This is a genomic window from Aromatoleum toluclasticum ATCC 700605 (genome assembly GCF_000378245.1).
Classification (GTDB): Bacteria; Pseudomonadota; Gammaproteobacteria; order Burkholderiales; family Rhodocyclaceae; genus Aromatoleum; species Aromatoleum toluclasticum.
Map to the genome: position 1 here is coordinate 39,004 of NZ_KB899491.1, position 24,854 is coordinate 63,857.

Annotated in this window: 23 protein-coding genes; 10 read left to right on the plus strand and 13 right to left on the minus strand. The window is 63.6% G+C overall.

The features are described from left to right. Nucleotides 1–2 precede the first annotated feature (2 nt). From cpaB to F464_RS27675, 8 genes are all read right to left on the minus strand, one after another. Nucleotides 3–863, minus strand: a complete 861-nt coding sequence (cpaB, locus tag F464_RS0100200) for a Flp pilus assembly protein CpaB (protein WP_018987744.1) — start codon at nucleotides 861–863, stop codon at nucleotides 3–5. Between the two features lie 89 nt (nucleotides 864–952). Beyond that, nucleotides 953–2,260, minus strand: coding sequence for a 5-methylcytosine-specific restriction endonuclease subunit McrB (locus F464_RS0100205; RefSeq protein WP_018987745.1), 1,308 nt, complete (start codon nucleotides 2,258–2,260; stop codon nucleotides 953–955). Nucleotides 2,261–2,286: 26 nt separating this feature from the next. Next, a complete protein-coding gene (locus tag F464_RS0100210; protein ID WP_018987746.1) occupies nucleotides 2,287–2,856 on the minus strand; it encodes an A24 family peptidase in 570 nt (189 codons plus the stop codon). Between the two features lie 110 nt (nucleotides 2,857–2,966). Further along, nucleotides 2,967–3,146: a Flp family type IVb pilin gene (locus tag F464_RS0100215; protein ID WP_198292222.1), complete on the minus strand. Its 180-nt coding sequence runs from the start codon at nucleotides 3,144–3,146 to the stop codon at nucleotides 2,967–2,969. A gap of 105 nt (nucleotides 3,147–3,251) precedes the next feature. Beyond that, nucleotides 3,252–3,431: a Flp family type IVb pilin gene (locus F464_RS0100220; protein WP_018987748.1), complete on the minus strand. Its 180-nt coding sequence runs from the start codon at nucleotides 3,429–3,431 to the stop codon at nucleotides 3,252–3,254. 329 nt (nucleotides 3,432–3,760) lie between these two features. Continuing rightward, nucleotides 3,761–4,303, minus strand: coding sequence for a class I SAM-dependent methyltransferase (locus F464_RS0100225; RefSeq protein ID WP_018987749.1), 543 nt, complete (start codon nucleotides 4,301–4,303; stop codon nucleotides 3,761–3,763). A gap of 92 nt (nucleotides 4,304–4,395) precedes the next feature. Further along, a complete protein-coding gene (locus F464_RS27670) occupies nucleotides 4,396–5,382 on the minus strand; it encodes a phosphatase PAP2 family protein (protein ID WP_157353489.1) in 987 nt (328 codons plus the stop codon). Between the two features lie 351 nt (nucleotides 5,383–5,733). Continuing rightward, nucleotides 5,734–7,416, minus strand: coding sequence for a DUF2079 domain-containing protein (locus tag F464_RS27675; protein ID WP_157353490.1), 1,683 nt, complete (start codon nucleotides 7,414–7,416; stop codon nucleotides 5,734–5,736). A 361-nt stretch (nucleotides 7,417–7,777) separates the two neighbouring features. On the opposite strand from F464_RS27675, the gene F464_RS0100240 reads away from it, so the two are divergent. From F464_RS0100240 to F464_RS27680, 3 genes are read left to right on the plus strand one after another with little or no spacing between them, the layout of a single operon-like run. Next, nucleotides 7,778–8,467 (plus strand): class I SAM-dependent methyltransferase, encoded by a 690-nt coding sequence (locus F464_RS0100240; RefSeq protein ID WP_026295619.1) that lies wholly within the window; start codon nucleotides 7,778–7,780, stop codon nucleotides 8,465–8,467. Continuing rightward, nucleotides 8,449–9,462, plus strand: a complete 1,014-nt coding sequence (locus tag F464_RS0100245; protein ID WP_018987753.1) for a glycosyltransferase family 2 protein — start codon at nucleotides 8,449–8,451, stop codon at nucleotides 9,460–9,462. Before F464_RS0100240 ends, F464_RS0100245 begins: the two co-directional genes overlap by 19 nt. 58 nt (nucleotides 9,463–9,520) lie before the next feature. After that, on the plus strand, nucleotides 9,521–11,137 hold the full coding sequence (locus tag F464_RS27680) for a hypothetical protein (protein WP_051092221.1): 1,617 nt from the start codon (nucleotides 9,521–9,523) through the stop codon (nucleotides 11,135–11,137). An 81-nt stretch (nucleotides 11,138–11,218) separates the two neighbouring features. On the opposite strand, the gene F464_RS0100255 is transcribed toward F464_RS27680, so the two are convergent. Continuing rightward, complete coding sequence (locus F464_RS0100255; RefSeq protein WP_018987755.1) at nucleotides 11,219–11,614, minus strand: response regulator; 396 nt, start codon at nucleotides 11,612–11,614, stop codon at nucleotides 11,219–11,221. A 270-nt stretch (nucleotides 11,615–11,884) separates the two neighbouring features. Between F464_RS0100255 and F464_RS0100260 the strand changes: the two genes are divergently transcribed. Genes F464_RS0100260 through F464_RS31860 form a run of 3 tightly spaced genes read left to right on the plus strand, consistent with a single transcriptional unit; the run spans nucleotide 11,885 to nucleotide 12,484 of the window. Further along, on the plus strand, nucleotides 11,885–12,163 hold the full coding sequence (locus F464_RS0100260) for a type II toxin-antitoxin system RelB/DinJ family antitoxin (RefSeq protein WP_232428807.1): 279 nt from the start codon (nucleotides 11,885–11,887) through the stop codon (nucleotides 12,161–12,163). Further along, entirely contained in the window at nucleotides 12,135–12,344 is a 210-nt protein-coding gene (locus F464_RS31855; RefSeq protein WP_269744892.1) for a type II toxin-antitoxin system mRNA interferase toxin, RelE/StbE family, read from the plus strand. Before F464_RS0100260 ends, F464_RS31855 begins: the two co-directional genes overlap by 29 nt. Nucleotides 12,345–12,403: 59 nt before the next feature. After that, a complete protein-coding gene (locus F464_RS31860; protein ID WP_269744894.1) occupies nucleotides 12,404–12,484 on the plus strand; it encodes a hypothetical protein in 81 nt (26 codons plus the stop codon). A gap of 81 nt (nucleotides 12,485–12,565) precedes the next feature. On the opposite strand, the gene F464_RS0100270 is transcribed toward F464_RS31860, so the two are convergent. The 3 genes from F464_RS0100270 to F464_RS0100280 all read right to left on the minus strand — a co-directional run bounded on the left by F464_RS0100270 (nucleotide 12,566) and on the right by F464_RS0100280 (nucleotide 16,919). Further along, nucleotides 12,566–14,191, minus strand: a complete 1,626-nt coding sequence (locus F464_RS0100270; protein WP_018987758.1) for a S8 family serine peptidase — start codon at nucleotides 14,189–14,191, stop codon at nucleotides 12,566–12,568. A gap of 328 nt (nucleotides 14,192–14,519) precedes the next feature. Continuing rightward, on the minus strand, nucleotides 14,520–15,206 hold the full coding sequence (locus F464_RS0100275) for a response regulator (RefSeq protein ID WP_018987759.1): 687 nt from the start codon (nucleotides 15,204–15,206) through the stop codon (nucleotides 14,520–14,522). A 12-nt stretch (nucleotides 15,207–15,218) separates the two neighbouring features. Continuing rightward, complete coding sequence (locus tag F464_RS0100280) at nucleotides 15,219–16,919, minus strand: sensor histidine kinase (protein WP_018987760.1); 1,701 nt, start codon at nucleotides 16,917–16,919, stop codon at nucleotides 15,219–15,221. Between the two features lie 216 nt (nucleotides 16,920–17,135). On the opposite strand from F464_RS0100280, the gene fumC reads away from it, so the two are divergent. Continuing rightward, nucleotides 17,136–18,536: a class II fumarate hydratase gene (gene fumC / locus F464_RS0100285; RefSeq protein ID WP_018987761.1), complete on the plus strand. Its 1,401-nt coding sequence runs from the start codon at nucleotides 17,136–17,138 to the stop codon at nucleotides 18,534–18,536. 189 nt (nucleotides 18,537–18,725) lie between these two features. Here the strand turns inward: fumC and F464_RS0100290 are convergent, their stop codons facing one another. Further along, complete coding sequence (locus F464_RS0100290; RefSeq protein WP_018987762.1) at nucleotides 18,726–19,397, minus strand: GntR family transcriptional regulator; 672 nt, start codon at nucleotides 19,395–19,397, stop codon at nucleotides 18,726–18,728. A 431-nt stretch (nucleotides 19,398–19,828) separates the two neighbouring features. Here F464_RS0100290 and scpA point away from each other — a divergent pair, with 431 nt between their 5' ends. The 3 genes from scpA (at nucleotide 19,829) to F464_RS0100305 (ending at nucleotide 24,840) form a co-directional block, all read left to right on the plus strand. Continuing rightward, nucleotides 19,829–21,988, plus strand: coding sequence for a methylmalonyl-CoA mutase (gene scpA / locus F464_RS0100295; RefSeq protein ID WP_018987763.1), 2,160 nt, complete (start codon nucleotides 19,829–19,831; stop codon nucleotides 21,986–21,988). Between the two features lie 129 nt (nucleotides 21,989–22,117). Beyond that, nucleotides 22,118–23,134, plus strand: a complete 1,017-nt coding sequence (gene meaB, locus F464_RS0100300) for a methylmalonyl Co-A mutase-associated GTPase MeaB (RefSeq protein WP_026295621.1) — start codon at nucleotides 22,118–22,120, stop codon at nucleotides 23,132–23,134. A gap of 173 nt (nucleotides 23,135–23,307) precedes the next feature. Next, nucleotides 23,308–24,840 (plus strand): acyl-CoA carboxylase subunit beta, encoded by a 1,533-nt coding sequence (locus F464_RS0100305; protein ID WP_018987765.1) that lies wholly within the window; start codon nucleotides 23,308–23,310, stop codon nucleotides 24,838–24,840. The last annotated feature ends 14 nt before the right edge of the window (nucleotides 24,841–24,854 follow it).

Sequence of the window (24,854 nt, forward strand, 5' to 3'; positions counted from 1 at the left end):
GCTCAGAACTCGGCCGTGGAGCGCTGCAGGCCGCGGATGACTTCCACCTTGTCGGTCGAGGGGGCCGGAGTCCGTGCAGGCTGGCGCGGGCGGCTTGCGACGGGTTTCTTCGCCGCGACGGGCGGAGGCGGAACCGGGGTCGGCGGCACCAGCACCGAGGTGCGCAGCAGTTCGGCTTTCGTGATGCCGGCGGTTTTCGCGGAATCCGAATCCACCTGGTTGCGCAGCACCAGCGACAGGGTGCCGACGCTGCGCGCGAGGTCGAGCCGTTCGGCCTGCTCGGGCGTGACCTCGAGCGTCACGGCGTTCACGACCTTGGGCTTGGTTTCGTCGCGGTTGGCTTCCTGCGCCACGGCCAGCACGAGAATGCGCTCCAGGACGATCTTGGAGATCATGTTGTCCTCGCCGCCGCCGCGGGCGTTGTCCGCCTTCTCGGTGTTGACCATGATGTCGACGTAGTTGCCCGGCAGCGCGAAGCCAGCGACGCCGATCACGTCATTCACACGCACGGTGATCGCCCGCTTTCCTTCGGGTACCACTGAAGACAGTCCGCCCTTGGTACCGACGGGCGCGAGCCGCGATTCGAGGATCGGTTCGCCGGGCAGGAGGCTGGAGACCGCAATGCGCCCGTCGAGCGAGGCCGCATCCTTGAATGCTCCCGTGGGCACGCTGCCTGACGGCCAGTCCACCATGCGGACGGTGTCGGGCGTGATACGCCCCCCGAGCTGCAGTTCGACCGCTGCGACGGCAATGCGGTTGTCGCCCGGCTTGGCCACCGACTCCAGCCACCGTGTTCCCAGTACCACGGCGGCAAGACCGGCGAGCACTGCGACGAAGAGAAAGACGAGACCTTTGGCCTTCATGTGCGTCCCCTTGTTTCCGGGCCGCCGACGCGCGGCTTGCGGCCCTGCCAATGCCCGCCATGGCGGGCTCCGTTACTCCGACGCGCCGGTCAGCGCGACGCAAAGTAGTTGTGCCAGGCCCAGTGAAGAGCGTCCGGCGTCAGCCTTGCGGGCTCGCCGCGATAGCGGGCGAGGTCGGCGATCTGGCCGATGATGTCCCGCGGAAAGCAAGCCAGAAGCGGCTTTTTGTGGACCTTGTGGTAATCGTCCAGCAGCGTCCGGAAGGCTGTTTCGTCATAAGGTACGCCGCGTTCCTCGCAGACGCGTGTGAATATGTTCCTGTATTCGTCTTCATTCATCGGCCCGATGTGGATCTTGTAGCCGAGGCGGCGCAGGAAGGCGGGGTCGGCGACCTCCGAGGGCATGAGGTTGGTGGAGAAGACGAGGACAACGTCGAAGGGCAGCGAAAACTTCGTGCCGCTGTGCAGCGCGAGGTAGTCGTGACGGCGGTCCATCGGAACGATCCAGCGGTTCATCAGTTGTTCAGGCTTGACGAGCTGGCGGCCGAGGTCGTCCACGACGAAGATGCCGTTGTTCGCCTTCACGTGCGGGGGCGCCTGGTAGTAGCCGGTGCTCATGTCGTAGTGCAGGTCGAGCATGCGCATGGTCAGCTCGCCACCGGTGATTGCCACGGGGCGCTGGCAGCGTACCCAGCGCAGGTCCGCGCGCTGCAGGTTGTCCAGGCCTGCGGGGCGTTGCCCGTCGTCCACGGGCGTGTGGATGAGGGGGTCGAAGACCTGGATGATTTCGCCGTCCACCATGATGGCGTGCGGTACCGCGACATTGCCTTCCAGCAGCAGGGACAGGCGTTCGGCCAGGTAAGTCTTGCCGGCGCCTGCCGGGCCGTAGAGGAACATCGCGCGGCCCGAACCCATCGCGGCGCCGAGCTGGTCGCGGACCTCGGGATTGATGATCAGGTCGCGGAAGGCGTCATTCACGTCCTCCCGCGTGATGCGCATTTTCGTCACCGACTGCCGGTCGGTCTGCTCGGTGTAGTCCGCGAGGCTGACTGGAGCGGGGCCCGCGTACTTGCAGCGCGCCAGAAACTCGGATGCGCGTGCCCGCCCGGCGTCGGTCAGCCCGAACAGGATGTCTCCGTCGGTTTCGCCCCGCCGCACCACCTCGCAGACGCGTTCGGTGCGCATGAAGGCGAGCAGCGCTTCGAGCACGCTCGCGGGCAGGTGGAGGTGATGCGAAATTTCGGTCAGCCGCATCTGCCCGCGCAGGAACAGCAGTTTCGTCGCGAGTTCCACGAGGAAAAGCAGCGGCAGGCCGGTTTCGTCCAGCGTGCGCGGCGCACGCGGAAAGGTGCCGGAATCATCCATCGGGACGATCCGGGCGCTGGTGGGTGCGTTCATGGCAGTGCTCCGAGAGACGAATGAAGTCAGCTCAACGCCCAGCCTCCGGAGCGGACGAGGGCGAGCTGCAGGAGGGTGCCCGCGGCAATGGCGACGGCGTAGGGCATGCGGGCGGCGGTCTGCTGCAAGGGGGCCACTTCGAGGGCGCCGCCGCCGGCCGCGCGCACGGCGTAGGTCGTCAGCATGAAGCGCAGGTTCAAGGCGACCTGGCGGAACGAGCGCTGCCATAAGGCCATTACGATTGCGAGGACTCCACCGGCGACAAAGGTCAGCATGACGACGCCGAGGGTCTGGAGCGGGCCGAGAAAGGCGCCGACCATCATCATCAGCTTGACGTCGCCTGCGCCCATTGCCCGGAGCGCATAAAGAGGAAGCAGGCAGACGAATCCGACCATCATCCCTTCCAGGAGGGAAATCAATCCGATACTCCCCGACAAGACATGCAGTACGCCTCCGCCATATACGGAGATTCCGTGGTACAGAACGGCAGCCACTGTCCCAAGAACCACGAGGAGGTTAGGCACCCTGGCCTGTCGTATGTCCGTGACGACGGCAACCGCCAGTGCACACATCAGCGCCGCGAGCCCGATGTCCATTTCCCATCCATCCAGGCGAGTAGCTCAAATAACTAACCGAAAGCCAGTGTGGGTACGAACCCGGTCCGCGCCCACAACTGGTTCCGCGATTTTTCAAGGACGTTTAATCACTAGCAGCTGGCCGGCGCTGAGAGACAAGTGCCGATCTTTGTGAAGACGATGTTGAGCTGCGTCCCGATAATTGCAACGGCTCCGACAATGACGACGGCGATAAGGGCGGCAATCAGGCCATACTCGATCGCGGTCACACCTTCCTCGTCCCGAACGAATTTTTTCATCATTTCCAACATGATCATCTCCTTCATCAAGAAATGCCGGACCTCCCGGCTAAGACCCGGAGCGGGAGGCCCGTTCCGGAAATGCAAGTCGAAAATTCCAGCTGTGGTGGCGCGTGTCTACGGAAATGCGGCGACGACCAATTCGTACAGAGCCAACACTGCCGTTCCAATGACGATTACCGAGCCGACAATCACTGTAGCGATGAGCGACGCAAGCAATGCATATTCGATCGCCGTCACGCCGTCCTCGTCGGTCCAGAGCGTGCTCAACATTTTTCCGATCTGGGCGGCCTTCATCGCATTGCTCCGCTTCTGTTCCCGTTGCTTGCAGATTAGGCACACGGCGCCTTTCGGGCATCGGTGTTTGCGCCCGGTTCGGATAGGCACATGTGCCGGGGAGGTACATGACAGTTGTCATGGTCTTGTACCAGCGGGGCGTCTAGACGTGCGCCCCGGTCGCCCAAGGCACGCAACATGGTGCCTGCGTGCCGCAGGAATGCTGTGGGGGTCTGCTGTGCTCGACCCCGAAACCGAGCGCACCTCGTCAGCCGTCGCCCGAGCGAATGTATGCGCGCACCTGCGTGGGCCGGGATTTCAGGTAGGGGCGCCAGAAGTGTGGTGCTTGTTCAGCTCTCCAGTCGCAGTTCCCAGATTCCTGCAGGTGGAGTGTTGCGCCACACGACCGAGGTGCGTTTCCATGGCAGGTGCCCAGGGGTGGGAAACGGCGCGCGGGGGTGGTAGGTGAACTGGACTAGCTTGCGCCCGGTGTCGTGTGCGAGAAACTGGCAGAGGCTATGCGCGGTTTCGGTCGCGACCTGCCGCGGCAGGGAGCGGAAGGGTAGGCTCGACACGAGTACGATCTTGCCGGGGCGATCCATCAAGCTGTCGACGACCTGCTTGGCCGACGTCAATCGGATGTCCATCGACGGATAGCTGCGTTGGAGCCGGCAAGCGAGCGAAGCCTGCATTTCCACGGCGATCAGCGGCACGCCAGGTAATTTTCGCACCAGCGCGTCGGTAACGGGGCCGGTTCCTGCGCCGAGCTCGACGACAAGATCGGCTCCCGTTGCGGCGCTCGCCATCGCGTTCGCGAGTGCTCTCGACGAGGGTAACAGCGCGCCGGTGGCAGCCGGGTTGCGCAGCATCGCGAGAAGAAGCTGAAACTGCATGGGCAGATGGGGTGTGGCGAGTCTAAGTGTTGTTCTGGATGAGCGGTTCTGGCGTTTATGTTCCTTTGACGGAGTCGAAAGTGCCGCGTCAGTCAGCGCGTATCACGTACTTCGTTGCTCAGGCAATCTGCGGCCCCGCGATGAGAAGAGCTGTTCAGAAATGGATTGGAAGCCGCTTGCGGCACCAGGCGCATGTGCAAAGTGGATCGGCTCAGGCGAGGGGCCGCATGTCGCAGCAGAAGAACGGAAACCGCTGCGACGACGCTGCCGGCAATTACATCTATCAGGTAGTGACCGCCATTGGCGGGTGTCGATATCAGCATAAATGTATTCAAGGCGACAGCGAACGGGAATGCGCGGCGGAAGCCGCGATAGACATACATGAATATCACGGCGAGTGCGGCGTGGTAAGACGGAAAAGTGACGATTCCCTGCATGTCGCGAAATGAATAGATCGGCTGCGTCCCTGCGATCAAGTCGAAGACGTGTTGCAGGTGAACCGCACGTTGAACTTCGATCTTGAAATGATAAAAAGCGCCAACGGCAGGGTACGCATATGCTATTGCTGAAGTGATTGCCAGGGAAATGGCGGCTGCCCAAAACAACTCCTTGTTTCGGTCTGTGCGTTTAGTGTGGGCGAAAAATATGATCGAGCCAAGGATCTGAAAAATGAGGCTGTGATACGCGATGCGCAGAAGCAGGTCAATGACGACGTTTGTACTTCCCAGCTCAAACCAGATGGGCCATGAAAATCCGAGAGCGGCATCGATTTCGGCAAATGCCGAGTCATAAAGAGGCGTCCGCATGTATGCGGCAAGATATGTCAGCACTGCGCCGGTTGCGCTGAAGCTGATCCATGCCGCTCCGTAGTAGCCCATCTCTGCGAGACGTTCGCTTCGGCCCGAGAATCCATAATAGCTCCCGATCAGAAGCAATCCTGAGGTGGCCGCCAATATTCGGCCATAGTCAATGAAATTGATGCCTAATATACTTGACCAGACCGTATCAACAGCAAGAAAGAGCAGTATCGCCAGAAATTCCGGGTGTCGAAGAATTATGGGGTGTCGTTCTTTCGTCATTTTCGCCCCTTCTGGTATGGCCTCGTTCTGACGCCTGCAGCCGCAATGGGGTCAGGATACCGTCGAGTTGATCCGTCGCACATAGGAATAAATGCGCCGACTACCCGTGACAAATTGCCTGGAGACGATACCGCAAGGAGGTTAAGAGAGCGCAACCGTAGGTCTCGTGGCGGGGTGCGTCGTCGGCTTCGGGATCGTTCCCGGTCGCGTCCTGGGGCAGTAACGCGGAAACGATCAGTTGGTGCTGCGCGATCCTGGCGAGATTCGGTCGCTGCAAGCGGCAGAGTCGTCGAGACGGGCTTTGCGCTCGTGCCGGCGGTTTGTTCCGGGACAATTGTCCCAGGCGAAGCGTCAAGGGCTTCGGGTGAGGACATCAAGGGCCTCTATGGGCGGGGATTCGTCGATGCGGCCAGATCCCCAGTTCTTTCGAAGTGCCGTGATGTGTTCGACGATTATGTCATTCTGAGGAAATGCTTGTTGGGTTGTTCTTTTCAGAACGAGCCACGAGTTGTTCCAATATATTACTTCATGGCGACCGTGGGATAACAGGTTGGAAACCATATCGAGATACTCAGACGTGTTCATCTGAAGGTGGAAGGACAGAGTTCCGATCGAAGTCAGATCGTCTGGAGTGATCCGTTTTGTTGGTGCCTGAAGGTTCAGAATTATGAAGTCGGTGTCCAGATTCCGGTCGGGAAATTTGTAGATGGCTGGCCGCATTGTAAAATGCGGGCCCGCATTTGCCTGTACGGAAACGGCTGCCTTGTCGCCAATAATTTTCATGATTTTGACCACGTCGGACGGACGTTCCGTCGCAAAGCGCCGTGGCGCCCAATAGTCGGCCATGCCGGGCAACGGGAGCGGAAACACACAGTAGCCCCCAACGATGCTCGCAAGGGCGACCGCACCAGCAATTTCGGTTGGCGTGTAGCGCTTCACGAGTTGCCTAAGCCTCATGCTGCCGTGGATTGCTGCAATGGCGAGGACGGGGACTATGGTTATAGTGTGGTAGGCGAAAATACTGCGAGGCATCGGATTCGCAGATAGGAGATTGATCGCCAAATCCGGAAAGGCAGGCAGCAAGAACTCGGGCGCCGCGAAGGGCAGGAAGAAGGCGAGCAGGAAAAGGACGAAAACGTAGATCCATCCCTCAAAGACCCCAAACACAACCTGCATGATCCTTATGGGGTTCCGCACAACAGTCTCGACGACATCCAAGGCCGAATGGCCGAGCCAGTCGTAGCGGCTCAACTGCCCAAGTTCCGACGCGAGCATCGGATGGTTGCCGGTTGGTGAGAGAGCTGGCATGAGGATGCCGATGACAGCAGAGGCGGTGGCGATTCCAAGCAGTGTGATGAGCGCTGCAAACCACCATGTCTTGTTCCGGATTCCCCACAGAATCCCGAATCCTGCGACGGTAAGACCCATCTGTTCCTGTACGAGCAGCAGCAGCATGCACATCCCGAGCATGAGCTTTTTTTGCTTCGTCTCGATAGCGTAGAGGGAAAGCACGATCATCGGGACGGCGAGCGTTACCGGATGGAAATCCCAAACGGATGCAGAAGTGAGAAAAGGGTTTGCGAGGTAGGCGAGTGCCCACAGGAAAGCGGTCTTGCTCGATCCGCTTACCAGGCGGGCCAGCAGGAACAATGGCCACGCTGCGAGCGACAGGGCGAGGGCCTGAGCGCCGATGAGCCATTCGGCGGCCGGCGCAAGGGCGTACAAAGGGGCGAACAGGAACAGGATGGGGGTGAAATGATGGCCGAGCCAGTTGATGCGGCCGCTGTCCGGGTAAATGGGGGTGTTGATGAACGGGGCTCCGTTGAGGATTCCCCATATCGCCTGATCGAACGCTCCGAGATCGTTGATCGAAGTCAGCAGTCCCCAGTGCCGCGTCAATCCGACCGATAAAGTCACGACGAAATGCGTAGCGATCGCGGCGGCGACCGCCATGCTCCAACGCGCATCGCGTGCCAGAGGGGACTCGGTGGCCGGTGCTCGGGTCCCTGGTGTCACGCTGTCGGAGGAGCCCATTCGATTCGCTGCCTTGGTTACGAAAGTAGCGTGCACGACCAATTTCGGGCGGCTATCGGTGTCGCTGTCCGTGAGGCGCGCAACAGTTTCCCCGGTACGAGTCGGGGCATGAGAGCAGGACTGCTCACGATGGATTCCGTGACATGCTGCCGCGACCTGAGCGGGGGCGCTTGCTAGGGTTCTGGCTGCGTGGGTAGTGTGCCGGACCCCTCCAGCCAACGCCCTTGATCGTACAGTGATCGGGCTGGAGTTGCCTTCGAGGGTGTGTCCCGCGCGTGACAGAATTCCCGCTTGCGCCGCGTATGCGAATTCCGCTTTGGCGGTTATCGGTGGGGCGCACCGGATTGTGAGGGGAGCGAAGATGGAGCGTGTCGAATTCGATCGATTTGCCGACGAATACGAACAGCAGCACGCCGAGAACATCCGGGTTTCGGGTGAGTCTCCCGAATATTTCGCTCGCTACAAGGTACAGGATGTGGCCCGCGTTTTGGGGGCGCAAGGCCCCGGGCGTATCCTGGATTTCGGGGCAGGAGTGGGGGCGTCAGTCCCGCACTGGCGTGATGCATTTCCGAAGGCGTCCCTGACGTGCCTGGATGTTTCCGAGCGTTCGCTAGCGATTGCGCGGGAACGTTACCGCGAAGCCGCGGAATTCCGTAGCTTCGACGGCCGGACGGTTCCCTTTGCAGCGCGCACGTTCGACGTGGCCTTTGCGGCTTGTGTGTTCCATCACATCGAGCCCACCCGGCAGGTGCCGTTGCTGCGAGAGTTATATCGCGTGCTCGCGGATGATGGGGCATTGTTCATATTCGAGCACAATCCATACAACCCATTGACGCGACGCGCTGTCGATACGTGCCCGTTCGATGAGAACGCCATCCTGATCGCTGCGCGCACGCTGAAGGAACGGCTGGTTGCGGCGGGGTTCCGGCGGATATCGGTAGCGTACCGGATCTTTTTTCCGCGGCAACTCCGTGTTCTGCGGCCGCTTGAGGGCCTGTTAACGGGCGTGCCCCTTGGGGCGCAATATCGCATATGCGCCAGGAAGCGATAAAAGCGGACGTGTCGGCGTCCTTCGCCGCTCAGACTGAGGGGGGCGAGAGGATCGACATGACAAGGCTTGCCATTATCGTGCCTTGTTACAACGAGGAAGAGGTTCTTCCCGGGGCCGCGCAGCGTTTGCGGGCACTGCTGTTGGATCTGAAACTGCATGGTGAGGTCAGCGAGGGGAGCAGCGTGTACTTCGTCGATGACGGATCGTCGGACCGTACGTGGAACATCATCGAGGGGTTGGCACGGGACGACCCTTCGAGCCACGGGATCAAGCTGTCGAGAAACTGCGGTCACCAGAATGCCCTGCTTGCCGGATTGTTTTCGGTGCCGGGTGATGCGGTCGTGAGCATTGATGCGGACCTGCAGGACGATCCCGATGCGATCCGCGAGATGCTTGCGGCACATCGCGGCGGGGTGCAGGTCGTATACGGGGTGCGGCGGCGACGGGAAGCGGACACCGCGTTCAAACGGATCAGTGCCGAGACGTATTACCGGCTGCTTGCGCGGCTCGGCGTGCAAATCGTTTTCAATCATGCGGACTACAGGCTGTTGTCCCGCCGTGCGATCGATGCTTTGGCGCAGTATGGGGAACGCAATATCGTCCTCCGCGGCATCGTGCCGCAACTGGGGTTCAATAGCGCGGTGGTCTATTACGACCGTGTTGCGCGGACGGCCGGCGTCACGAAATATCCGTTTCGGAAAATGCTGGCGCTGGCGGTGGAAGGCGTGACGTCATTTTCGGCGGCACCGTTGCGGGCAATCACGGCGCTTGGATTGTGCGTGTCGGTGCTCAGCTTCGCCGGAGGATTGTGGGCATTGTGGGCCCGCTTCGTTCACGGCGAGGGGGTTGTGCCCGGATGGGCGTCGACGATGGTTCCGCTGTTCTTCCTCGGGGGCATACAGCTCTTGAGTCTTGGCGTGATCGGTGAATACGTGGCGAAAATCTACATGGAAAGCAAGGGACGACCACGTTACATCATCGACCGGAAAGTTTGATCAGCCCGTGTGATCGGCCGGGCTTGCACGGTGTTGCCATGCGGAGGATCGGTGGCGCGTGAATGCTGCCGCGTTCCGTGAACAAGTCCCTGTTAATTTCATTTATATGTTTGCCAAGTGGACCACGCTCGCCATGCCCGACGTTGATGTCATCAAGGTTGTGCAAAAACCTGCCATGCCGAACGTTAGAACCTTTGGTGTGTCATGGCCGTTGCTCGTTGCCGTGATTGCTTTTTTCGGGGTGTTATATGCCCCTCCTTTCCGGCAAGCGATCTTTGGTGACCCGGACACCTACTGGCACATTGCCGCGGGGCGCTGGATGCTGGAAAACAGCGCGATACCACGCGCAGATCCGTTCTCGCACTCCATGCCCGGAGTGCCGTGGATCGCCCACGAGTGGCTTTCCGAGGTCATTCTTACCGGTGCCTACGAGGCCGCGGGCTGGGGGGGATTGGCGCTGCTAATCTCGGTGGTATTCGCTGGAACCGTGGCGTACCTTCTGCGATTCCTGCTCGAGCGCGTGGAGCCTGCGCACGCATTGCTCCTTACTGCCCTGGCTGCGGGGATGTCGATGGGGAGCCTGTTGGTAAGGCCTCACGTACTCGTCTGGCCTCTGCTGCTCCTTTGGGTCGGAACTCTCGTCGATAAGAGCGAGCGGGGCGGCTCCCCCCCGTGGTGGCTTGTGCCGGTGATGGCCGTTTGGGCGAATCTTCACGGAAGCTTCATGCTTGGCTTGCTGCTGGGGATGGCGCTCGCGCTCGATGCGGTTCTGCGATGCCTTCCGGATGCCCGTCGAGCCTCGTCAGTTCGTTGGGGAGGGTTTGTCGTCTCGACGGTTTTTGCAGCGATGCTTACCCCTTGGGGGTGGCATGGGCTCGCGTACCCGTTCGAGCTTACCAGCATGACTGTTGCGTTGCGCGCCATTGCCGAGTGGGGCGTTCCCGATTTCAGGACATTTCAGCCTCTGGAAGTTTGGCTAATGCTGCTGCTGCTTGTTGCATGCCTTGGCCGGGTACGCCTGCCCATGTTGCGTCTGCTCCTCATCTTGGGGCTGACACATCTGGCGTTGAAGCACGCACGGCATGTTTCGGTGCTCGGATTGGTGTCGCCATTGTTGATGGCATCAGCGCTGGCGGCTTGTTGGCGAGAGACAAAGGGCGGTGGGCGCGATGTGGAGTCGCTCGACCGTATCTTCGCAGCACTCGCTGCACCGGCGCGCCGTGGCGCGTTGGTGGGGGCGGGGCTGTTGGTCGCTTTGGGTGCAGGTGATGTACTGCGGTCCGAGCGGTTCACGTCCATTCCTGCACGGACTCCGGATGTCGCGTTGCAGGCGGCGCGGGAGGCAGGGGTGAGTGGGGCAGTGCTCAATTCCTACAACTTCGGGGGGCACCTCATCTTCAGGGGGGTTCCGGTGTTCATCGACGGTCGTGCCGACATGTATGGTGATCCGCTCTTGCAGCGATACCTGGCGGCGGTGAATTTGCAGGATTCTGAAAAATTGCCGCAGCTGCTTGCGGATTTTCGCATCGGTTGGACGCTGTTTGAACCGGGGGTCCCCGCGTTGGCGCTTCTTGACCGCCTGCCGGGTTGGCGGAGGGTATATGGCGACGATGTCGCAGTAGTCCATATGCGCGAACCGCAGGCTTTGGTTCCGGAAGCGTCCAAACAGCAGTAGGCGAACGTTCTGGCTCTTGCACGCCTTGCAGTACGCAACTGCAAGGTATCGACGGTACACCTTGTCCTGGTTGGTGGCGGTTCAGGCGGACGCTTCGGCCGCTTCCACGATGGCGGCCAGCAAGTCTTCACCCGGAGCGGTTTTCGTGACGAGCCGGGCAGCACCCAGAGCGAGTGCGCGTTGGAGCGTGGCTGTGTCGCAGTGGCAGGTGAAGACGATGATGGAGGCGGAACAGGCCCTGTTGAGTTGGGGGATCAGTGCGAGGCCGTCCTCGTCGCCGAGATCGACATCGAGGACGATCACGTCGGGGTTGAGGCTGCGGGCCAAGTCGAGGGCTTGGCCGCCGGTGGTTGCGCAGCCGGAGACGCGCATCGCTTCTCCTTCGCTCTCTATCAGCGCGCGTACTCCGGCGAGGATTGCGCGCTGATCATCGACGAGCAGCACTTCGATCGGAGGGGCGAGGGTGAGGCAGGGCACGACGGCGTGCTCCACACGTGCGGCGCGGGCCGCGATGGCTACAACATACCGTGTGTCGGGTAGCGTCGCCTATAGGAAGAGGCGCACGGACAATCCGTGACAAATTACCCGGATTCAGTTTCGCGCAGGGCAGAGCCAGTCTTCGGTCGGAGCCCCGGTGAGGTCTGAGAGCTTGACGACAGGGAAGCAGGTGCCTGTGTCGGAACCTCTTGTGGTAGGAGTTTTTTTGCGATGCTTTGTATCTCAACTAGTCTCTGCAGGAACCCTATCGTGATCGCTACTACTATGATTCACGTCCGCGTCGACGAGAACATCAAGGCGCAGGCTGCGGAAACCTTGGCCTCGATGGGGCTAACCGTTTCCGACGCGATCCGTGTCTTCTTGACCCGCGTCGTGGCCGACAGGGAGCGGCCGTTTGCGATCAAAGCACCGAACGCCAGCAGCCGCGCCGCAATGGCGGAGGCCGGTGAGATCATCAAGAATCGCCGTGCTCGCTTCGCAACAGCAGATTCCCTGATTGATGACATCGAAAAGAATAGCCGCAAGTAAGCGGGCGAGCCTACCGCGCGCTTCCGACTACACCAGGGAGTTCCTCAAGGACGTGCAGCGTCTGTCGCACTCGGGCAGGTACGACATGAACCGGCTCAAGGAAGCGATGACGCTGCTGATTGCCAACAATGGTCCGCTTCCGCCGGAGTGGCTGGATCATGCGCTGACGGCTGACGGCTGACGGCTGACGGCTGATGGGAGGGGCATCGCGAATGCCACATCGGCGGTGACTTCCTGCTCATCTACACGCTCGATGACGCCGGAAAGCATGGCTTGGTGGTTTTCGTTCGCAGCGGTACGCACGCGGAGCTTTTTTCATAGTCCAGGGCGGGAGGAGCGATGGAAATACGCATCGGCCGCCGCTCTGCGGACACCATCCGAGGCATCCGGGACGGTGCAGCCTCAGAAGACGACAACGGCTTCGTTTGAGCAACTCGCGGTGCCTGCATCGCATACCTTGTACGTGTAGGTTCCGCCGCCGGTCTTGTTGATGGGGTCGGTGTAGGTGTTGGTGCCGCTCCCGTTGGATTGGCCGGCGACGATCTTCGTACCGTTGCGCCAGATATCGACTTGCTGCGCCGTGCTGCCGCTCCATGTCAAGTCGACCAGTTGTTTTCCCTTGATCTTGTAGCCGGTGGCGGCGAGTGTGATGGTGGCAGCGGGGGGCGGCGGGTTCTGGCCGTCGAGTGCGCGGCGGGCGTTGACGCGGCCGTGCTGCACCCAGGCACCGAAGTTCTGGCCGAGGGCGCCCGTGGTGTCGGCGTTGTTTTCGATGTAGCCACGCGCCTGGGCGTTGGTGAGGCCCGGCGTATGAGCGAGCACCAGCGCCGCAACGCCCGCGACGTGGGGGGATGCCATGGACGTGCCGGACAGCCAGTTGTAGCAGCCTTCCTTGTCGTCGGCGGGGAGGCCGCAGGCGGAATTGGGGAAGGTCGAGAGGATGTTGTGGCCGGGGGCGGCGACGGAGACCCAGCTCTTGCCGAAGGTGGAGAAGAACGCGAGGTTGTCGTGGCGGTCGGTGGCGGCTACGGCGATGACTTCAGGGAAGGCCGCAGGGTAGATGGGGGTGTCGGCGTAGTCGTTGCCGGCGGCCGCGACGAGGACGACGCCTTTGTTCCAGGCGTACCTGATGGCGTCGGCTTCGGCCTGCGAGGGCGAGTAGGGGTCGGGGTCGCTGCCGTAGCTCATGTTGGCGACGCGGTAGCCGTGATCGGCGGCATAAATTAGGCCGGCGACCGAGTCGGCAAGGTCGCACATGCCGATCAGGGGGAAGGACTCGGAAGGGTATTCGTGGCACACCTTGAGCGAGCCGATTTTTGCGGCCCAGCCGACGCCGGCAGTGCCGACTCCGTTGTTGGTGTTGGCGGCAGCGATGCCCGCGACGTGGGTGCCGTGGCCGATGAGATCGGCGGGCGTGGAGCTGTTGGTGAAGTTGCGCTGCTCCACGCATTTGCCGAGGAGATCGACATGGGTGCATTCGACGCCGCTGTCGAGGATGGCGATCCGGATGTTTTCGCTGCCCTGGGTGATGTCCCAGGCCTCGGGGGCGTCGATGTCGGCGTCCATGCTGCCCTTCAGCGTGCCCCCGGTGTCGGGGTCGTAGAGGGCTTGGGAGGTGTTGTTGAGGCCCCATTGTTCAGCGAAGTAGTCGATGCCCAGGCCGGTCGGGGGCGGGGGATCCCGGCCTTCGGTGGGCAGGATCAGGGGGCGGTGGAAGTTGGGCTCGGCGTAACGGACGTTGGGGTTGCGCTCGTAGAGTGCGGCGGTGGCCTCGACCGTGCCCGAGGGGATCTTCAGGAAGTGCACGCCGATGGCGTCGAAGCGTTTGAGTACCTGAGCGCCCGCCGTGGCGTGTGCCTGCGCGATGTCGGCGCCCGGCGTGCCGGGGCGGAAGGCGACCAGCAGTTGGTCGGGCGCGAAGCGCGGTGGCGGCGGGACGCCTTCGGGGAGTCCGCCCGCATGGGTGAGTCCTTGCACGAGTGACAATGCGGCAGCGAGCAGTGTGGCGAGGATGGCGGCGTGGCGCATGATCTGTCCTCCGAAGGGGCGACGGGAGCCATGGGCGAGGCGAGAATCGTCCCTCACGCCGCGGCGGATGACGCGGGTGCGGTCGGCGGGCTCTGTTGCCTGCGTGCACCCTTTACTCTAGTTCGGAGACGTGCAGGGCGCGCGGTCAGTGCTGCCCTTGATGGGCGTGACAAATGTCACGCATGCCGGGGCGGTTGGGGATGTTCGTCCAAGGGGTGCAACGACGCCGGCTTCGATCACGCCGAATGTCGGGCTTCGCTGCGCTCAGCCCTACCTACGCCGGAATTGCGGTTTTTGCCCTGCTCGATGCGCGATTGCCGAACCCGGCTCAGGAGTGGGCTTCGGCGCCGATCCGGCGTTCCTTGGCGAACACGTAGAGCTCGAGCCGGCCATGCACTTCGAGCTTGTGGTAGATCGTGGTGAGGTGGTTGCGCAGGGTGTGTTCGCTGATGCGGAGGTCGTCGGCGATGACGAGGCTCTTGGCACCCTTGTGGCGGACGACGGCGGTGATGACTTCGATTTCCTTCGGGGTGAGTGTGGCGACGCGGGCGTCGTCGGGGCTGGGGGCGGCCTGGCGGGCGCCGGTGAGCATGTTCATGATGTCGCCGATGAGGGCGCGGTTGACCCACACGTCGCCTTCATGGACTTTTTCGATCGCGCGCAGCAGCACGTCGACGGGCTCTTCCTTGCGCACGACGCCGCGCGCGCCGGCAAGCACGGCGCGACGATGCGAGTCGAGGTCGCGCGAGCCGGTGAGCACGAGGACCTTGGCGCCGTGGGTGCGCAGCACTTCGGCGAAGGATTCGCTGGAGTCCTGTCCGCCGAGGTCGAGGTCGATGACGATGACGTCGGCTTCGAGGCTGGCGGGCGAGGCGAGCAGTTCGGCGATGCTGGTGGCGCTGCCGGCAAACTGCATGCGGGGCGTCGCGTTGATGAGCTGCTCCAGGCCCCACAGGGTGGCGCGGTGGTCGTCGACCAGGAAGACCCGGATCGTGCGTTCGATGACTTCGACCATGATCGTCGTCGCTCAGGCTGTTTTCGGAATTGTGATGATTAGATCAGTAAAGCCCTCCGGGCGAATGTCGACTACGACACATCCGTTTACAGATTCCGCGCGCTCGACGATGGAGCGGGGAACGAATTGCGGTGGCGGGGCATTGGCGTCGTGCGGGTTGCGGATGTCGACGACATAGGTGTCGTCGTGGTTGCGCACATGGATTTCGGCGTGCGTGGCGGCGGTGTGGCGGCGGATGTTGGTGAGCGCTTCGCTGACCATGGGAAAGATGGAGGCGGCGAGCTTGCGCCGCATGGCGATTTCGCCTTCGCATTGCACGGAGACGTCCATGCCGAAGAGTTCGCGGAAGCGCTTGGCCTGGCGCTGCAGCGCGGGGAGCAGGGCGTCTTCGCCGCCGCTGCCGTCGCGCATGCCGCTGACGAGTTCGCGCAGGCGGTGCAGTTCGTCGACGGCGATTTCCTGCAGGGCGTGGATGTCGTTGCGCAGGGGGTTGTCCGCTGCAGCCTTGCGCGCGAGCGCCTCGATGCCGTACTTGAGCCCGAGGTAGGGCTGGATTGCGGTGTCGTGGAGGTCGCGGCCGATACGCGCCCGTTCCGTGGCCATGGCCTCGTCGGCGAGGCGTTCGAGCAGGCCGGCGTTTTCCATCACCGGGGTGAGCTGGTCCATGATGGCGCCGAGCAGTTCGGCGTCGCGCGAGCGGTAGCGGCGTTCGCCTGATTCGAGCACCAGGCAGCAGGGCCGGGGGCGGCGTCGGCAAGCGGGAATGGCGAGCAGCGAGCGTGCGTCGAGCAGTTCGGCGAGTTCCTCGGTGGCGGCGCGTGCGGCGGCCGTGGCCGCCTTCGTCACGATGTCGAAGCCGGTCGTGTAGCGCAGCGGGAAGCGGCCGAAGACGTGGCTTCGGTGGTGCACGCTGGCGATGCCGGGCGGGAGGCGATCGAGCGTTTCGACCAGGGTGGCGCGCAGCTCGCCGGTGACTTCGACGAAGTTGCCGTTGCGGTCGGTGCGGAAGAGGCGCGCGTCGCTGCCCGGCAGCGAGATCTGCAGGAGGCCGAAGTCGGCGGAGAAGTGGTGCGCGAGCCCTTGCAGCAGCGTTGCCGCGACGCGCTTGACGCCCTGGCGCGGGTCGGCGAGGCCGAGCAGGCGGTCGGCGACGGTGATCTGCTCGTTCATCTGGATGCCGGCCTGCGCAAGGCCGGCGACTAGGGGGCCGAGGATGAGGAGCGAGAGCGGCTGCAGGAGGACTTCGATACTCGGTTTGCTGAGGTGCTGGTCGCGGAGCATCAGTTCGACGGCAATTGCAGACGCGGAGAACAGCGATACGGCCAGCCCCGACAGGAAGCCGAAACTGAGCGCGGAAAACAGGACGGGGAAGAGCAGCAGGAGCGTGTAGATGGTGCTCTGGGTGCCGGCAAGCCCCGCGAAGAGCAGGATCCAGACGGCGTCGATCCATGAGGTGAGGGGGGAGCGGATGGAGCGGCTGCCCTCGAGCTCGACCCAGCATAGCCACCCGGCCCAAGCGGCGTAGCCGAGCACGGCGAGCATCATCGTCGGGCGGGTCGAGGCCGAGAGGGATACGGCCTCGGTGGCGGCGACGATGGCGATCAGCACACGGATGTTCGCCAGCACGCGCCGCAGCTCGGGGCTGTTGTCGGCGCGTGCAGTCGCCCCGTTCTTGCGAACGGGCGTGTTCGAGTCGCTCTGGCTGCGTGGCATCGCGTGCAGTCTTCCTCCGGGGCGGGCCGCGTTCGCGCTCGGGGAGTCGGCGTTCCCTTGCCCGCTTCCGGATGTTAGTGAGTGCGGGATTGTTGCGGGAAGTTACAAAATCACGGAAGCCTGCGAGTGTGTGCGCTGCGGGAATCCGCGCAGGCCGGGGGCGTCAAAGAAACGTGCGGGCCGGAGGTGTGGCCGGCGGACGGCCGGGAGAAGAGCATGAATGCGACGCGTACCGAAACCGATTCGATGGGACCCGTCGAGGTTGCGGCGGACCGCTACTGGGGAGCGCAGACCGAGCGCTCGCTGGCGCACTTTCCCATCGGTACGGATCGCTTCCGCTGGGGGAGGGCGATGATCCGGGCGCTGGGCATCCTCAAGAAGGCGGCGGCGCAGGCGAACGCCGAACTCGGAGAGCTGCCGCCGGAGATCGCGGGGCTGATCGAGCGCGCGGCGGACGAGGTGATTGCGGGCGAGCTGGACGCGCAATTCCCCCTGGTCGTATTCCAGACCGGCTCCGGGACGCAGTCGAACATGAACGCCAACGAGGTGATCGCGAACCGCGCCATCGAACTTGCGGGCGGGACGATCGGGTCGAAGAGGCCCGTGCATCCGAACGACCATGTGAACCGGGGGCAGTCGTCGAACGACACCTTCCCGACCGCGATGCACGTCGCGATCGTCGGCGAACTCGTGGCCCGCCTGGTGCCTGCCGTGCGGTGCCTGCGCGACACGCTGGCGGGAAAGGCGAAGGCCTGCGAGGAGATCGTGAAGACGGGGCGCACCCACCTGCAGGACGCGACGCCGGTGACGCTCGGCCAGGAGATCGGCGCGTGGGTGGCGCAGATCGACTTCGGCCTCGCCGCGGTGACGGCGAGCCTGCCGGGGCTGCACGAGCTGGCGATCGGCGGCACGGCGGTCGGTACGGGGCTCAACGCCCATCCGCGTTTTGGCGATTGTGCGGCGGCACGGATCGCGCAGCTTACCGGCCATCCGTTCCGCAGCGCGCCGGACCGTTTCTTCGCGCTGGCGGCGCATGACGCGCTGGTGCAGACTTCGGCGGCGCTGCGTACGCTGGCGGGCGGCCTGATGAAGATGGCGAACGACGTGCGCTGGCTGGCAAGCGGGCCGCGCTGCGGTATCGGCGAGTTGTTGATCCCGGAGAACGAGCCGGGCTCGTCGATCATGCCGGGCAAGGTGAATCCTACGCAGTGCGAGGCGCTGACGATGGTGTGCGTTCAGGTGTTCGGCAACGATGCCGCGGTTGCGTTCGCCGGCACGCAGGGCAACTTCCAGCTCAACGTTTACAAGCCGGTGATGGCGCATAACGTGCTGGAGAGCATCGCGCTACTCGCGGATGCGTGCGACGCCTTCGAGGCGCATTGCGCACGCGGCCTGAAGCCGAACCTGCCGCGCATCCGCGAGAATCTGGAGAAGAACCTGATGCTCGTGACGGCGCTCAACCGCCACATCGGCTACGACCGTGCCGCCGAGATTGCGAAGAAGGCGCACCACGAAGGCCTGTCGCTGCGCGAGGCGGCGCTCGCGAGCGGGTACGTGAGTGCGGAGCAGTTCGAGCAGTGGGTGGATCCCGAGGTGATGACGCGGCCGGGCGAGTGAGGGGCAGGGAGAGGCGTGAAGGCGGGAGCAGCTTTGCGGAAGCGGCTTCCCAGACGCTGTTTTCGGGAAGCTGCCTTGGGTTTGCCTTGTGGGAGCGGCTTCAGCCGCGAATGTGCCGCGTCGTGTGCGGTACCGCCGATTCGCGGCTGAAGCCGCTCCCACGGGGAAGCGTGATCCCCTCGCGGCCGCTTACGCCACCTTGTTACGCGCCTTGGCGATGCGCCCGAGGGCGGCGCGGCCGCTGCTGATGTGGGCGCGCATCAGCCGTTCCGCGTCGTCTGCGTTGCGCGCGGTGAGCGCGGCGAGGATCTCGCGGTGCTCGGCGAGCGATTGTTCGAGGCGGCCTTCGCCGAACAGGGAGTGGTGGCGCGACAGCTTGATCACGCGGCGCAGATCCTCGATCGCGTGCTGCAGCCAGCGGTTGTCGGCGATTTCCTGCAGCGCGAGGTGAAAGGCCTGGTTCGCTTCGAAGAAGCCGTTGATGTCTTCCGCCGCGGCGGCTTTCTCGAGTCCGGCGTGGATCGTGCGCAGACGGTCGAGGTCCGCGTCGGTGGCCTTGTGCGCGGTGGTCTGGGCGCACTGGCCCTCGAGGAGGGCCATCACGGTGAAGATCTCGTCGAGATCTCGCTCAGAGATTTCGGTGACGTAGCACCCGCGGCGCGGCTTCAGCGTGACGAGCCCTTCTGAGGCGAGCACCTTCAGCGCCTCGCGCAGCGGCGTGCGCGAGATGCCGTAGTTGTCCGCCAGCGCCTGCTCGTCGACCCAGGTGCCGGGAGGCAGTTCGTGCGAGAAAATGAGCTGGCGCAGCCGCTCGGCGACTTCCTGGTACAGCGCGAGCGGGGCGATGCGGGTGGCGATCATGGGTGCTGTTCGGTGCGGAAATGTTGCGGGCCGGATTGTCGTCGAAATCCCGACTCGCGGACAGTTGCATTCATAATTATGGATAAAGTATTATTCGTGCGGCGGTACAAGTCAACTTCCCGAGCACGGCGCAGAATGGGAGGTTGTGTACGCGGATGAAATGTCCGCGTGCGCAACAAGAGGGAGAGGGAGCTGCGCCGAAAGCAAGGGAGCGCCGGCGACCGCCTGCAGTCCTCGGACTGCGGGCGGTCTCGTCGTCGCAGCGGACGAAGCCGCAAACAGTTATCGAGGATCCGATACCGCCGTTCGCCCTGAGCCCGTCGATGCCCTGCGATGGGCTCAGGGCGAACGGTTGTAGCAGCAACAACAAGCAGCACCAGACATCGTAATGCCGCCCTTCCGGCGGCTCATGGAATCAGAGAGGGTTTGTCATGCCGAACGACAAGATGCCGGCTTATCCCCAGTCGGACCTGGAAGCCTGGAACAAGGCTGCCGCGAAACAGGCGCCGGGTGGCGACGTGGCGAAGCTCGACTGGGTGACGCCCGAAGGTATCGCGGTGAAGCCGCTGTATACGAAGGCCGATACCGCCGACCTGCAGCATGCCGACACGCTGCCCGGCTTCGAGCCCTTCCTGCGCGGCCCGCAGCCGACGATGTACGCGGTGAAGCCGTGGACCATCCGCCAGTACGCCGGCTTCTCGACCGCCGAAGAATCCAACGCCTTCTACCGCAAGGCGCTCGCCGCCGGCGGCCAGGGCGTGTCGGTTGCGTTCGATCTCGCGACCCACCGCGGCTACGACTCGGACCATCCGCGCGTGACCGGCGACGTCGGCAAGGCCGGCGTGGCGATCGACTCGGTCGAGGACATGAAGATCCTCTTCAACGAGATTCCGCTCGACAAGGTGTCGGTGTCGATGACGATGAACGGCGCCGTGCTGCCGATCCTCGCCGGCTACATCGTCGCTGCCGAAGAGCAGGGCGTGAGCCAGGACAAGCTGTCCGGGACCATCCAGAACGACATCCTCAAGGAGTTCATGGTCCGCAACACCTATATCTATCCGCCGACGCCGTCGATGAAGATCATCGCCGACATCTTCGGGTACACGGCGCAGCACATGCCGAAGTTCAACTCGATCTCGATTTCCGGCTATCACATCCAGGAAGCGGGCGCGAACCAGGCGATCGAACTCGCGTTCACGCTCGCCGACGGCATGGAGTACGTGCGCACCGGCATCAACAGCGGCATGGACGTCGACACCTTCGCCGGCCGGCTGTCCTTCTTCTGGGCAGTCGGCATGAACTTCTACCTCGAGATCGCCAAGATGCGCGCGGCGCGTCTGCTGTGGTGGCGGATCATGAAGCAGTTCAACCCGAAGAGCGCGAAGTCGATGATGCTGCGCACGCACTCGCAGACTTCGGGCTGGTCGCTCACCGAGCAGGACCCGTACAACAACGTCGTGCGCACGACGATCGAGGCGATGGCCGCGGTCTTCGGCGGCACGCAGTCGCTGCACACCAACGCGCTTGACGAAGCGATCGCGCTGCCGACCGAGTTCTCGGCCCGCATCGCGCGCAACACCCAGATCATCATCCAGGAAGAGACTCACATCTGTAACGTCGTCGATCCGTGGGCCGGCTCCTACATGATGGAGAAGCTCACGCAGGACATGGCGGACAAGGCCTGGAGCCTGATCGAGGAAATCGAGGCGATGGGCGGCATGACCAAGGCGGTCGAGTCCGGCTGGGCCAAGATGAAGGTCGAAGAATGCGCGGCCGACAAGCAGGCGCGCATCGATTCGGGCAAGGACGTGATCGTCGGCGTGAACAAGTACAAGCTGGCGAAGGAAGATCCGATCGAGATCCTCGACATCGACAACCACGCCGTGCGCGATTCGCAGATCGCGCGCCTGAACAAGATCCGCGCAACGCGTGATGCGGCCGCGGTGCAGGCGGCGCTCGACGCGCTGACGAAGTGCGCGGAGACCAATGAAGGCAATCTGCTCGACCTCGCCGTGAAGGCGGTGCGCCTGCGCGCGACCGTCGGCGAGATCTCGGACGCGCTGGAGAAGGTCTTCGGCCGCTACCGTGCCAACCCGCAAGCCGTGTCCGGCGTGTATGGAGCCGTCGTGGAAAACGATGCCGACTGGAAGGAACTGAAGGCCGACATCGAAGCCTTCGTCGCCGAAGAGGGCCGCCGCCCGCGCATCATGATCGCCAAGCTCGGCCAGGACGGCCACGACCGCGGCGCGAAGGTGGTTGCGTCGGCGTTCGCGGATCTGGGCTTCGACATCGACATCGGCCCGCTCTTCCAGACGCCGGAAGAAGCCGCGCGCCACGCCGTCGAGAACGACGTGCATGCGGTCGGCTGCTCCAGCCTCGCCGCGGGCCACAAGACGCTGGTGCCGCAGATCGTGAACGAGCTGAAGCGGCTCGGCGCGGACGACATCGTCGTCTTCGTCGGTGGCGTGATCCCGGCGCAGGACTATGGTGCTCTGTATGCTGCCGGCGCCAAGGGCATCTTCGGGCCGGGCACGCCGATTCCGGCGGCTGCGCGCGAAGTGCTGAAGCAGATCCGCGCGGCGAAGGCCTGATCTTCATGTCGGGCGGGCGGGGTGCAAAATGCATCCCGCCACACCCCGTTCGAACCCGTTTTCATCGTCGGAATGGCGGGATACGCTTCGCTCCTCCCGCCCTACGTGAACCGCCTCGTTGACGCCTCGATGCCGATGAACAAGCCCGAACATCTGCCCGTGCTCGACGCCGCCGACCAGGCGCTGGTCGACGGTGTGCGCGCGCGCCAGCTGCGCCCGCTCGCGAAGACGATCACGCTGATCGAGTCGCAACGCGAGGATCACAAGGCGCGTGCGCGTCACGTGCTGGAGGCGCTGCTGCCGCACACGGGCGGCGCGATGCGGGTGGGCATCTCGGGCGTGCCGGGCGTGGGCAAGTCGACCTTCATCGAGGCGCTGGGCCTGTACCTCATCGAGCAGGGCCTGCGCGTTGCGGTGCTGGCGGTGGATCCGTCCTCGTCGCTGACGGGTGGATCGATCCTCGGCGACAAGACGCGCATGGAGCTACTGTCGCAGAACCCGGCGGCCTTCATCCGCCCGAGCCCGTCCGCGGGCAGCCTCGGCGGCGTCGCCGAGAAGACGCGCGAGACGATGCTGGTGTGCGAGGCCGCAGGCTTCGACGTGATCATCATCGAGACGGTCGGCGTCGGGCAGAGCGAGACCGCGGTCGCGGGCATGAGCGACATCTTCTGCCTGCTGCAGCTGCCGAACGCGGGCGACGACCTGCAGGCGATCAAGAAAGGCATCATGGAGATCGCCGACCTGATCGTCATCAACAAGGCGGACATCGACGCCGGTGCTGCGATGCGCGCGAAGTCGCAGATGAAGACGGCGCTGCACATGCTGCGACCGGCGAGCCCGAACTGGACGGTGCCGGTGCTCACGCTGTCGGCGCTGCAGAAGCAGGGCGTCGCCGATTTCTGGACGGCGGTGACGGACTACCGCAAGGCGATGCAGGCCTCGGGCGAGTTCGAGGCGAAGCGGCGCCACCAGGCGCTGGCGTGGATGTGGGAGCTGATCGACGCGGGGCTGCGCAGCCATTTCCGTGGCCACGCGCAGGTGAAGCACGAATTGCCCGGGCTGGCGCGCGCGGTGGAGGAGGGCACGACGACGCCTTCGGCCGCCGCGTTGCGATTGCTCGGTTACGTAGAGAAGGGTGCGGGCTAGAACGTAGGGCGGGAGGCGCCGAAGGCGTATCCCGCCACTCGGCGGTTGATGGCGGGATGCGCTTTGCTCCTCCCGCCCTACAAGAGCAATCGAGGCTGCCCGAACAGAATTTGAAGTTGAAGGCCCGGTCGGGACAAGGCCGGGGACAGCAGAACAAGTCAAGGAGGTCATCAATGCACGACATCATTCGTCAGCTGGACGAAAAGCGCGCCAAGGCCCGCCTCGGCGGCGGCCAGAAGCGCATCGACGCGCAGCATTCCAAGGGCAAGCTCACGGCGCGCGAGCGCATCGAACTGCTGCTCGACGAGGGCAGCTTCGAAGAGTGGGACATGTTCAAGGAGCACCGCTGCACCGAGTTCGGCATGGAAGCGGACCACACTCCGGGTGACGGCGTGGTGATCGGCTACGGCACGGTCAACGGCCGCCTCGTGTTCGTGTTCTCGCAGGACTTCACGGTGTTCGGCGGCTCGCTGTCGGAGACCCACGCCGAGAAGATCTGCAAGGTCATGGATCACGCGATGAAGGTCGGGGCTCCGGTGATCGGCCTCAACGACTCGGGCGGCGCGCGCATCCAGGAAGGCGTCGATTCGCTCGGCGGCTATGCCGACGTGTTCCAGCGTAACGTGCTCGCCTCTGGCGTCGTGCCGCAGATCTCGCTGATCATGGGCCCCTGCGCCGGCGGCGCGGTGTACAGCCCGGCGATGACCGACTTCATCTTCATGGTGAAGGATTCGTCCTACATGTTCGTGACCGGTCCGGAAGTCGTGAAGACCGTGACCCACGAGGAAGTGACGGCCGAGGAACTGGGCGGCGCGGTCACCCACAACACCAAGTCGGGTGTGGCCGACCTCGCGTTCGAGAACGACGTCGAGGCGCTGATGATGACGCGCCGTCTGATCGGTTTCATCCCGTCGAGCAACCGCGAGAAGGCCCCGACCGTGCCGGCGATCGACGCCGCCGAGCGCCTTGACATGTCGCTCGACACGCTGGTACCGAGCAACCCGAACCAGCCGTACGACATGAAGGAAGTCATCTTCAAGATGGTCGATGACGGCGACTTCTTCGAGCTGCAGCCGGACTACGCCAAGAACATCATCATCGGCTTCGCGCGCATGGAAGGCGCCCCGGTGGGCATCGTCGCGAACCAGCCGCTGGTGCTGGCCGGCTGCCTCGACATCAAGAGCTCGATCAAGGCGGCGCGCTTCGTGCGCTTCTGCGACGCGTTCAACATCCCGGTCGTGACGCTGGTCGACGTCCCGGGCTTCATGCCGGGTACCACTCAGGAATACGGCGGCATCATCAAGCACGGCGCCAAGCTGCTCTACGCCTACGCCGAGTGCACGGTGCCGAAGGTCACGATCATCACGCGTAAGGCCTATGGCGGCGCCTATGACGTCATGAGCTCGAAGCACCTGCGCGGCGACGTGAACTTCGCGTGGCCGTCGGCCGAGATCGCGGTGATGGGCCCGAAGGGCGCGGTGGAGATCATCTTCCGCGGCGAGAAGGACGACCAGGCGAAGCTCGCCCAGCGCGAGGCCGAATACAAGGCGCGTTTCGCCAACCCGTTCGTGGCCGGTGCGCGCGGCTTCATCGACGACGTGATCATGCCGCACGAGACGCGCAAGCGCGTGTGCCGCTCGCTGTCGATGCTGAAGAACAAGGAACTCGAAAACCCGTGGCGCAAGCACGGCAACATCCCGCTCTGATCGCCCAGGGAGAC